The following is a 10,166-nucleotide window of genomic DNA, read 5'->3' as shown; positions in this document are numbered from 1 at the left end:
ATACGGGACACTTCAGCACATAATCAAGTGTGCCCGGGGAAAGGATGCCATGTCGGAAAGCTCCTCAACCCGTGCTGCGGCCTCCTCATTTCCGTGGGGACCTCCCCGGAACGACTCCGGGCAGGGCGAGGCGCTGCTGCGTTCGCTGACCGGGCCGCTGGCCCGCTGGCTGCCACGGCAGCGCTGGTTCGCCGGCAAGGGCCGGCCGCTGGCCGGGCTCAGTCTCCTGTCCGTCACCGAACTGCTGCCGTGCGACGCGCCGGGGTACGCGCCGGGGCTGCTGCATCTGCTGGTGCGCACCCGGCAGTCGGGCCCGGTGGCCGCGGCGGGCGACTGCTACCAACTGCTGCTGGGGGTGCGCGCGGCGCTGCCCCCGGATTTGATGCCCGCCCTGGTGGGCCGCCCCTCCGAGGGCCCGTTGCAGGACCGGGCGGTGTACGAGGCGCTGTACGACCCCCTGCTGGCCGAGGTGCTCCTGGAGCGGTTGCGGACGCCGGGCCGGCTGGGCGCGCTCCGCTTCGACCGCGCGCCCGGCGCCGATCTGCCCTCGGGGCCCGGCGCGCGGGCGCTCACCGGTGAGCAGACCAACTCCTCCGTGGTGTACGGCGAGAGCCACATCCTCAAACTGTTCCGCCGGGTCGCCCCCGGACTGCACCCCGATCTGGAGCTGCCGCGCGCGCTGGCGGCGGCCGGCTGCTCCCGGGTGCCGGCGCCCTCCGCGTGGTTCGAGGCGTCCTGGCCGGGCGGGGAGAGCGAACCGCTGACGCTGGGGGTGCTCCAGCCGTATCTGGCCGGGTCCAGCGACGGCTGGCAGCTCGCGCTGCGCTCGCTCAGCGGCCGGGCCGACTTCAGCGCGGCGGCGCACGCGCTGGGGCGGACGATGGCGGAGGTGCACACCGCGCTGGCGCAGACGCTGCCGACCTCGACGCTGGACCGGGGTCAGCTGGAGCAGGCCGCGACCGCCATGAGTGAACGGCTGGCGGAGGCGGCCGTCGCCGTGCCGGCCCTGCGCCCGTACCGCACCGGCCTGGGGCGGGCCTACGAGGCGCTGGCCGGGTACGCCAGGGGCGGCGGCGCCTGCGTGGCGCAGCGGCTGCACGGCGATCTGCATCTCGGGCAGGTGCTGCGCTCGGGCGAGACACCGCACTGGTCCGTCATCGACTTCGAGGGCGAGCCGGCCAGGCCGCTGGCGGACCGGCGCCGCCCGGGCCCGCCGGTGCGGGACATCGCGGGCATGCTGCGGTCCTTCGACTACGCCGCCTGTCAGCAGCAGGACGGCGGCTCGTGGGCGGCGGACTGGTCGCGGGCCAGCCGGAAGGCGTTCTGCCGGGGATACGCGGCGGCCAGCGGCGCCGATCCGCTGAGCACCCCGGAACTGCTGCGCGCCTATGAGACGGACAAGGCCGTCTACGAGGTGCTGTACGAGGCCAGGCACCGTCCGCACTGGCTGCATGTGCCGATGACCGCGATCCGCCGGCTGGCCGCCGCCACCCCCTGACCGGCCGCCAGCGCCGCGCCTCCCCTTCTCCCGTTCCGCACCCCGAACCGCCCTGCCCCGATCCTTTCTGCCTGAGGAGCACCCGCCGTGGAACGAGACCGCCTGCTGACGGGCGCGCACCATGATCCGCACGCCGTGCTGGGGGCGCACACGGCGCCCGGTGGGGTGGTGATCCGCGTACTGCGCCCGGGGGCACGCACGGTGACGGTGGTGGCGGCCGGAGTGCGGACCGCGCTGAAGGACACCGGCGACGGCCTGTTCGAGGTGGTGCTGCCACTGCCCCGGCCGCCCCGGTACCGGCTGCTGGTCGCCCCGGCCACCGGGGGGCCGGCACGGGAGACGGAGGACCCGTACCGCTTTCTGCCCGCGCTCGGCGATCTCGATCTGCACCTGATCGCCGAGGGCCGCCACGAGCGGCTGTGGGAGGCGCTGGGCGCCCGGGTGATGACGCATCAGGGGGTGCGCGGGACCCGGTTCACGGTGTGGGCACCGCACGCCCGCGGGGTACGGGTGGCCGCGGACTTCAACGACTGGGACGGCACCGGACATCCGCTGCGCTCGCTGGGCGCGAGCGGCGTGTGGGAGCTGTTCGTGCCCGGCGTGCGCGCCGGAGCGCGCTATAAGTTCGACATCTGCCGCCCGGACGGCAGCCACACCCTGCGCGCCGACCCGATGGCACGGCGCACCGAGTGCCCGCCCGCCAACGCCTCGGTGGTGCACGAGAGCCGCTACCGGTGGGGCGACGAGCGGTGGATGGCGCGGCGCGCCGGGCACGCCGCGCACAGCGCGCCGATGTCCGTCTACGAACTCCACCTCGGTTCCTGGCGCCCGGGACTGAGCGCGCGGGAACTGGCCGAGCAACTGCCCCCGTACGTCCGCGATCTGGGCTTCACGCACGTGGAACTCATGCCGCCCGCCGAGCACCCCTACGGCCCCTCCTGGGGCTACCAGGTGACGGGCTTCTACGCGCCCACCGCCCGGCTCGGCTCACCCGACGACTTCAAGCACCTGGTGGACGCGCTGCACCGGGCGGGCATCGGAGTGCTGATGGACTGGGTGCCGGCGCACTTCCCCAAGGACGACTGGGCGCTGGCGTGCTTCGACGGCGCCCCGTGCTACGAGCATCCGGACCCGGCGCGGGCCGAGCACCCGGACTGGGGGACGCTGGAGTTCGACTACGGGCGGCGCGAGGTGCGCAACTTCCTGGTGGCCAACGCCGTGTACTGGTGCGAGGAGTACCACCTCGACGGGCTGCGGGTCGACGCGGTGGCCTCCATGCTCTACCTGGACTATTCGCGCGCCGAGGGCGAGTGGACCCCCAATGAGCACGGCGGCCGGGAGAACCCGGACGCGGTGGCCTTCCTCCAGGAGATGAACGCCGCCGTGTACCGGCACTGCCCCGGGGTGGTGACCATCGCCGAGGAGTCCACCGCCTGGGACGGGGTGACCCGGGCCACCGACCGGATCGGCGAGTCGGGGTTCGGCGGCCTGGGCTTCGGCTTCAAGTGGAACATGGGCTGGATGCACGATTCGCTGGTCTACGTGTCCAGGGATCCGGTGCATCGCGCGTACCACCACCACGAGATCACCTTCTCGATGGTGTACGCCTACGCCGAGAACTACGTACTGCCGATCTCCCACGACGAGGTGGTGCACGGCAAGCGCGCGCTGGTCAACAAGATGCCGGGCGACTGGTGGCAGCGGCGGGCCAACCACCGCGCGTACCTGGGCTTCATGTGGGCCCACCCCGGCAAGCAGCTGCTGTTCATGGGGCAGGAGTTCGCGCAGGGCGCGGAGTGGTCGGAGGCGGAGGGCCCGCAGTGGTGGACGCTGGACCCCGGCTACGCGGCGGCCGGGGACCACGGCGGGGTGCGGGATCTGGTGCGCGAGCTGAACACGGTGTACCGGGCGACGCCCGCGCTGTGGGAGCGGGACACCGAGCCGTCCGGGTTCGCGTGGATCGAGGCGGGCGCGGCGGTGGACAACGTGGTGGCGCACTTGCGGTTCGCGGCCGACGGCAGCCCGCTGATCTCGGTGAGCAACTTCTCCGCCGTGGTCCGCGAGGGCTACCGGCTGGGCGTGCCGGGGCACGTCCCGGCCTGGTCGGAGGTGCTCAACACGGACGAGCGCCGGTACGGGGGCGGCGGGGTGGTCAACAGCGAGCCGGTGAAGGCGGAGGCGCTGCCGTGGCACGGCCGGGAGAGCAGCATCGCGCTCACCCTGCCGCCGCTGGCCACCCTGTGGCTGCGGCCGGTGCCCTGATCCGGGGCCCGGTCCGCGGGCGCCGCCCAGGGCTCAGCGGGCCGGTGGGCGGCGGTGGCCCGCTCCCTCGTCCGCCCCCGGGCCCCCGGTGGCGCCGCGACCTGGCCCGTATGGCCGACTCCCTGCCTACACTCATGCAGAGGTTCGATATTTCGGCAGGTGCCCCAGCATGCGCGATTCCCGTGCCAGACGCTCACGGATGAGTCTGGCGCGACAGCTCTTCGCACTACAGATCGTGCTGATCCTGCTGCTGGTGGTCACCAGCGCCGCCCTCGTCTTCCTCCAGGTGCGCAACGACAACCGCAAGGACACCGAGCACCAGGTCATGACGCTGGCCTCCGGCCTCGCCGAGCTGCCCGAGGTCCGGCGGGCGGTGGCCGGGGACGATCCGTCCGCCGTGCTCCAGCCGCTGGCCGAGTCGGTGCGGCAGTCGACCGACACCGACTTCATCGTGTTCATGGCGCCCGACCGCACCCGGTACTCCCACACCTACCCGGAGCTGATCGGCGAGCGCTTCATCGGCAATATCGACCGCGCCCTGGCGGGCCAGCCCTTCACGGAGAGCTACGAGGGGATGCTGGGCCCGTCCATCCGGGCCGTGGTCCCCATCACGGACGACCGGGGCGAGGTCAGCGCGCTGCTGTCCATCGGGGTCCTGCAGAAGAAGATCGGTGCCGAGCTGAGCCGGCGCCTCACCCCCGTGATCCCCATCTCGGTCGGCGCCCTGATGCTGGCCGGGGCCGGGTCCTGGCTGATCAGCCGGCGTCTTGACCGCCAGACGCTGGGCCTGGGCGCCGAGGAGATCACCAGGCTGTACGAGCACCACGACGCGGTGCTGCGCACCGTGCGCGAGGGCCTGCTGATCGTCTCCCCGCGCGGGAAGCTGATCCTGGTCAACGACCACGCCCGGCAGTTGCTGGGGCTGTCGGCGGACGCCGAGGGGCGGCCGGTGCAGGAGCTGGGCCTGTCCTCCCCCGTCGGGCCGCTGCTCACCTCGGGGGCCCCGGTGAGCGACCGGCTGTGCGTGTACGGCGACCGGGTGCTGGTGCTCAACCAGGAGCGGATCGAGAAGAACGGCCGCCGGCTGGGCACCGTGACCACGCTGCGCGACCACACCGAGCTGGAGGTGCTGGCCGGCGAGCTGGACTCGGCGCGCGGCTTCGCCGAGGCGCTGCGCTCCCAGGCGCACGAGTCGGCGAACCGGCTGCACACCGTGGTCACCATGATCGAGCTGGGCCAGCCGGAGAGGGCGGTGGAGTTCGCCACCGTGGAGCTGGCCTCGGCGCAGGCGCTCGCCGACCGGCTCACCGACGAGGTCCAGGAGCCGGCGCTGGCCGCGCTGCTGCTGGGCAAGGCGGCGCAGGCGGCGGAGAAGGGCGTCGAGCTGGAGATCACCGACGACACGGCCGTCACCGAGGCCGGGATCGCGCCGCGCGACCTGGTGACGCTGGTCGGCAATCTCGTGGACAACGCCATCGAGGCGGCGCTGGCCGCCCCGCCGCCGCGCCGGGTCACCGTGACCGCGCGCACCGAGGAGGACTCCCTGCTGGTGCGGGTCTGCGATTCGGGCGCCGGGCTCGACGGGGAGGCACTGGAGTCCATGTTCACCCGCGGCTGGACCACCAAGACGGCCAGCGGGGCGCGCGGGCAGGGCCTGGGCCTGGCGCTGGTGCGCCAGGTCATCGACCGGTACGGCGGGGACGTCGAGGTCAGCGGTCACGCCGGGGCGGTCTTCACCGTACGTCTGTATCGAGGAACCACATCATCATGATCAGCACCCTCGTCGTCGAGGACGACCCCCGTATCGCGGACGCGCACGCCCAGTTCGTGGGGCGGGTGCCGGGCTTCGTGGTGGCCGGGACGGTCCACCGGGGTTCGGAGGCGCTGGACTTCGCGGAGCGGCATCCGGTGGATCTGGTGCTGCTGGACTTCTATCTGCCGGACATGACGGGCCTGGACGTGTGCCGGGGGCTGCGGGCCCACGGGCAACTGGCGGACATCATCGCGGTGACCTCGGCCCGGGACGTGCAGATCGTGCGCTCGGCCCTGGCTTACGGGGTGGTGCAGTACCTGCTGAAGCCGTTCACGTTCGCCGCCTTCCGCGACAAGCTGGAGCGGTACGCGGAGTACCGGCGGCAGTTGGCGGGGCACGGGCGCACCACGGCGCAGCAGGATCTGGACCGGGCGTTCGGCGCGCTGCGCGGCTCGGTGGGCGGGCCGCTGCCCAAGGGGATGAGCAATCAGACGCTGTCCTCGGTGGTGGACGCGCTGCGCGAGCACGCGCCGCGCGGGCTGACCGCGTCCGAGACGGCGGACCGGCTGGGCATGGCGCGGGTGACGACGCGGCGCTATCTGGAGCATCTGGCGGACCAGGGCCTGGTCACCCGGCATCCCCGGTACGGGACGCAGGGCCGCCCCGAACATGTGTACCACTGGAGCGATCCGGCGTAGCGTCCCAGCGCAGGGCGGCGGTGACGGGGACGGCGGCGGCCGGGCGGCCGCGCGGGTCCCGGTAGGGGGCGAGCAGTTCACGTATCCGCGCGGTGAGTTCCCGGCTCTCCTCGGGCGTCACGTGGAGCACGGCGCTGAACGACGTCTCGTCCACCGGGTCGGCGCCGGGTTCCGTGTCCCGCACCACCTGGGGGAAGCCGTCCCAATTCTCCCAGCGCAGCCGCCAGGGTCTGGCCCGCCCGCCCGGGTGCGGGGCCTCCTCGATGAGCCGGTAGCGGGCGAGTTGCCGCAGGTGGAACGAGCACAGGCCGGAGCTGTACCCGAGCCGCCGCGCCGCCTCGGTGGAGGTGACGGTGCCGGCTTCGGCGAGCAGGTCGAGCAGGGCGATCCGTACGGGGTGGTCGGGGAGCGGGGAGGCGGGGCGGTCCTGGCCGTTGTCACTGGTGCGCACTTTGCAAAGTCTGCTATTTTGCAAAGTCCTGGGTCAAGTCATCGCGCGACGAAGGGGAATGACCTGCCATGACGGGGACGACGGTGCGCAGGATCACCGTGCTGGGCGAGGAGATCCTGCGCCGCGACTGCCGGGAGGCCGGCCCTGAGTTCGGCACGCCGGAGCTGAGCCGGCTCATCGAGGACATGTTCGCCACCCTGGCGGTGGCGGAGGGCGCGGGCCTGGCGGCCAATCAGGTCGGGGTGGATCTGCGGCTGTTCATCTGGGACATGGAGGACGAGTGGGGAACCCGCCACCGCGGCCACGTCCTCAACCCCGTGCTCGCCCCGCTGCCGGCCGCGCGGCGGCGGCTCGCCGAGGAACCGGAGGGCTGCCTGTCGGTCCCCGGCCCCTACATGACCGTGGCCAGGCCGGATCTGGCCGTGGTGCGCGGCAGGGACCGCGACGGCGAGCCCCTGACGGTGGAGGGGCGCGGCTACTTCGCCCGCTGCCTCCAGCACGAGAGCGACCATCTGAGCGGGCGGCTGTACGTGGACCGGCTCTCCCAGCGGGAGCGCAAGCGGGCGCTGCGCGCGATGGAGGAGCAGCGGGAGGGCGTATCCGCGCGCCGGGCGGCCCGGGAGGAGGCATGGCGGGCGGAAGGGCGCACGCAGGAGGGGCGGACGCACACATAACAGCGCCCCCACACGCCCCCTCTTCACAACCTGTTCGCCGCCAAATCGCTGCCGTGCTCCGTACGGTCGCGGTACGGTTGCTCTGCGCCACCACAAGTGTCGCCCTCGCGAGGCCGCTTCCCCCGCTCACCGGAGAAGGGCACCCCCCGGCATGACCCCCGCACCAACCCCTCCCCCCGCCGCTCCCCCCGTCACCACCCGCACCTCGGACAAGCTGCGCGCCCAGGTCAGAAGGGCGAACGCGCTCAGCGCCGCCAACCGCCTCAGCAAGGAGGGCGGTGCCAAGTGACCCGCGCCGTACTCCAGTTCCAGGCGTGGAGCGTCGCCCCGGACGAGGAACCGGACGCCGAGCCCATCACCTTCGGTGCACAGTGCGCGGTGTGCCTGCGCACGTCCTCCCGCTCGACCCTCCAGCAGGACGTGGCGGACTGGGTACGTGACCACGCCGCCCGCAACCCCTCCCACCACAGCTACCGGGAGCTGATCCAGCGCCCGCTGCGCGCCTGGATGCCGCACACCGTCAACCCCTGACGCCCTGGACGGGGTGCGGGCGGCGCTGTCAGGCTGATCCGATGCTGCTGCGACTGACCGCCACCGTCCTCGAGGCCCCCGACGCCAATGAACTGGCGGCCTTCTACCGCCGGCTGCTCGGCTGGGCCACGGTCCAGGAGGAGACGGGCTGGGTCCGGCTGGCGCCCCCGGGCGGCGGCGCGGGCATCTCCTTCAACACCGACCCCGACTTCGTCCGCCCGGTGTGGCCGGCGGCGCGGGGCGACCAGCGCATGACGCAGCATCTGGACATCGAGGTCGAGGACCTGGCCGCCGCGGGGGCACACGCCCGCTCCTGCGGCGCGGTTCCGGCGGAGTACCAGCCGCAGGAGGACGTACGGGTCTACTTCGATCCGGCCGGTCACCCGTTCTGTCTGTGGGTGGAGCGCAGCCGCGCCAGCTGACCGGTCTCCAGGGCCACCCACAGCGCGCCGTCGCCGGTGCACGCCAGCCCGTGCGGCTCGGACGCCGGGTCCGGCAGCGGGTGGAGGCGGAACTCCCCGCCGGGTGTGATGTGTCCGATCCGCCCGGCCCCCCACTCCGTGAACCAGCAGCCGTCGCCCGCCGGGTCGGCGGTGATCGCGTGCGGCTTGGCGCCGGGATCGGGCAGCGGGAACTCGGTGATCTCCCCGCCGGTGGTGATCCGCCCGATCCGGCCGGCGGCGATCTCGGCGAACCACAGGGCACCGTCGGGCCCGGCCGTGATGCCCACGGGGCCGGCGGCCCCGGTGGGCAGGGTGTGCAGGGTGACCGCGCCGTCGAGCGTGATCCGGGCGATGGCGCCCGCCTGGTTGAGCGTGCACCACAGCGCGCCGTCCGGGCCTGCGGCGAGGGCGGAGGGGGCGGCGCCGGAGGTGCCCAGCGGGAACTCGGTGATCCGCCCGTCCGTGGTGATCCGGCCGACCAGGTCCGCGTTCATCGCCGCGTACCACAGCGCGCCGTCCGGGCCCGCCGTGATGCCGTACGGGCCGCACGCCGGAGTGGGCAGGGTGTACGAGGTGCCACGGCCGCCGGTGGTGATCCGGCCGACGCGGTGGTCGCGTCCCCGGCTGAACCACAGCGCCCCGTCCGGCCCCGCGGCGATGATCATGGGCCCGGCCCCGGCGGAGTCCAGCGGATGGCGGTCGAGTGCGCCGGTGGCCGGGTCGAAGCGGGCGATCTCCCCGCTGCCGGTGAGCGTCACCCACAGCGCGCCGTCGGGTCCTTCGGTGATGCCGTACGGGGCGGTGCCGGCGAGGCCGGGCGCGAACAGGTCAACGGTGGTGGGCATGGTCACAGGGCCTTGATGATCGCGGCGAGGGTCGCGGGATGGGCGGTGGGGATGTTGTGGTGCGAGTCGAGTTCGATGAGGGTGCGGTCGGGCCGGGCGGCGGTGAGCGCCACGATCTCCTCTTTGCGGTGGGCGTAGAAGCCCCGGGTGGCCAGCACCACGGTCAGCGGGCAGCGCACCCGGTCGTAGACGTCGACGGTGGGGTAGACGGTGTCCGCCGGGTTCGGAGTGTTGATGGTGACCATTTCCTCGACCGTCGGGCGGCGCAGCCAGCGCGTGCCGTGCGGGTCGTCCGGGCTGAACGAGCGGGACGTCAGCTCCCGTACGAGACCGGCCCTGGCCCCCGCGTTCAGCCAGTCGGTCGGGGCGTCGCGCACGGCCTGCTCGATGTGGGCGTCGCGCTCGGCCGTACCGGCCCGCCAGCCGTAGTGGAACATGGTGCGCAACTCCTGCTGCGCGGACGGCCGGTGCCAGCCGGCGTGGCGGCGGGCCGCGGTGGGGCGGTCGTCCAGGACCAGGCCGTCCACCGTGCACACGGCGGCCGGTTCGATCAGTCCGGCGGCGGTGACGGCGGTGACGGCGTAGCCGCCCAGGGAGTGCCCGACCAGCACGGGGCGGCGCCAGCCCAGCGTCGCGACGGCGTCGCCGAGGTCGCGCCAGTACTGGTCGGCGCGGGTGGAGTCGAGGGTGGTGCGGCCGTGCCCGCGCAGATCGACGGCGACCAGCCGGCCGCAGTACGGCAGCAGATGGGCAGCGACATCGGTCCAGGCGGCGGCGTTGTGGCCGCTGCCGTGCACCAGCAGCACCTCGGGGCCCTCCCCGGAGCCGCCGAAGTCGATCCCGGCCAGTGTGTCTTCGCCGCCGCCGAGCGGCAACGCAATCTCCCGTGGCTCCACGGTCACACCCTTCCCCGTCCGCATACCGATGGCAAACGTAATACTCCCCGGGGTCGGGAGGAATGGCGCGGGGCGGTGGCGGGCGGCGGCCGGCCCCGGGGCGGGGCCGGCCACC

The 10,166-nt window shown here is 73.5% G+C and carries 11 protein-coding genes; 8 read left to right on the top strand and 3 right to left on the bottom strand.

The features are described from left to right. The first annotated feature begins 49 nt into the window (after positions 1 to 49). The 4 genes from ACTFAP_RS22125 (at position 50) to ACTFAP_RS22110 (ending at position 6,211) form a co-directional block, all read left to right on the top strand. Positions 50 to 1,498 carry a maltokinase N-terminal cap-like domain-containing protein gene (locus ACTFAP_RS22125; RefSeq protein ID WP_500467224.1) on the top strand — a complete coding sequence of 483 codons (1,449 nt, stop codon included), beginning with the start codon at positions 50 to 52 and terminating at the stop codon, positions 1,496 to 1,498. An 87-nt stretch (positions 1,499 to 1,585) separates the two neighbouring features. Next, positions 1,586 to 3,760 (top strand): 1,4-alpha-glucan branching enzyme, encoded by a 2,175-nt coding sequence (gene glgB / locus ACTFAP_RS22120; protein WP_500467223.1) that lies wholly within the window; start codon positions 1,586 to 1,588, stop codon positions 3,758 to 3,760. 199 nt (positions 3,761 to 3,959) lie between these two features. Further along, the gene (locus ACTFAP_RS22115; RefSeq protein WP_500467222.1) at positions 3,960 to 5,531 is read left to right on the top strand and encodes a sensor histidine kinase; all 1,572 of its coding nucleotides are present in this window, start codon (positions 3,960 to 3,962) and stop codon (positions 5,529 to 5,531) included. Continuing rightward, a complete protein-coding gene (locus ACTFAP_RS22110; protein WP_400010560.1) occupies positions 5,528 to 6,211 on the top strand; it encodes a response regulator in 684 nt (227 codons plus the stop codon). Before ACTFAP_RS22115 ends, ACTFAP_RS22110 begins: the two co-directional genes overlap by 4 nt. Here the strand turns inward: ACTFAP_RS22110 and ACTFAP_RS22105 are convergent. Beyond that, positions 6,141 to 6,662 carry a winged helix-turn-helix domain-containing protein gene (locus tag ACTFAP_RS22105; protein WP_500467221.1) on the bottom strand — a complete coding sequence of 174 codons (522 nt, stop codon included), beginning with the start codon at positions 6,660 to 6,662 and terminating at the stop codon, positions 6,141 to 6,143. The two genes, ACTFAP_RS22110 and ACTFAP_RS22105, sit on opposite strands and share 71 nt — an antisense overlap. Before the next feature lie 68 nt (positions 6,663 to 6,730). On the opposite strand from ACTFAP_RS22105, the gene def reads away from it, so the two are divergent. From def to ACTFAP_RS22085, 4 genes are all read left to right on the top strand, one after another. Then, complete coding sequence (gene def, locus ACTFAP_RS22100; protein ID WP_500467220.1) at positions 6,731 to 7,336, top strand: peptide deformylase; 606 nt, start codon at positions 6,731 to 6,733, stop codon at positions 7,334 to 7,336. Between the two features lie 151 nt (positions 7,337 to 7,487). Further along, positions 7,488 to 7,625, top strand: a complete 138-nt coding sequence (locus ACTFAP_RS22095) for a hypothetical protein (protein ID WP_390123516.1) — start codon at positions 7,488 to 7,490, stop codon at positions 7,623 to 7,625. Further along, entirely contained in the window at positions 7,622 to 7,867 is a 246-nt protein-coding gene (locus ACTFAP_RS22090) for a DUF7848 domain-containing protein (protein ID WP_030733700.1), read from the top strand. The genes ACTFAP_RS22095 and ACTFAP_RS22090 overlap by 4 nt, the downstream gene beginning before the upstream one ends. Before the next feature lie 41 nt (positions 7,868 to 7,908). Then, the gene (locus ACTFAP_RS22085; RefSeq protein WP_453856745.1) at positions 7,909 to 8,289 is read left to right on the top strand and encodes a VOC family protein; all 381 of its coding nucleotides are present in this window, start codon (positions 7,909 to 7,911) and stop codon (positions 8,287 to 8,289) included. Here ACTFAP_RS22085 and ACTFAP_RS22080 read toward each other — a convergent pair. Both ACTFAP_RS22080 and ACTFAP_RS22075 read right to left on the bottom strand, forming a co-directional pair. Next, positions 8,247 to 9,155 carry a Vgb family protein gene (locus tag ACTFAP_RS22080; protein ID WP_500467219.1) on the bottom strand — a complete coding sequence of 303 codons (909 nt, stop codon included), beginning with the start codon at positions 9,153 to 9,155 and terminating at the stop codon, positions 8,247 to 8,249. The two genes, ACTFAP_RS22085 and ACTFAP_RS22080, sit on opposite strands and share 43 nt — an antisense overlap. A 2-nt stretch (positions 9,156 to 9,157) precedes the next feature. Further along, positions 9,158 to 10,057: an alpha/beta fold hydrolase gene (locus ACTFAP_RS22075; protein WP_500467218.1), complete on the bottom strand. Its 900-nt coding sequence runs from the start codon at positions 10,055 to 10,057 to the stop codon at positions 9,158 to 9,160. Positions 10,058 to 10,166 lie beyond the last annotated feature (109 nt).

This window comes from Streptomyces sp. PH9007, from assembly GCF_059813725.1.
This window is presented reverse-complemented; position numbering and strand designations above follow the sequence as displayed.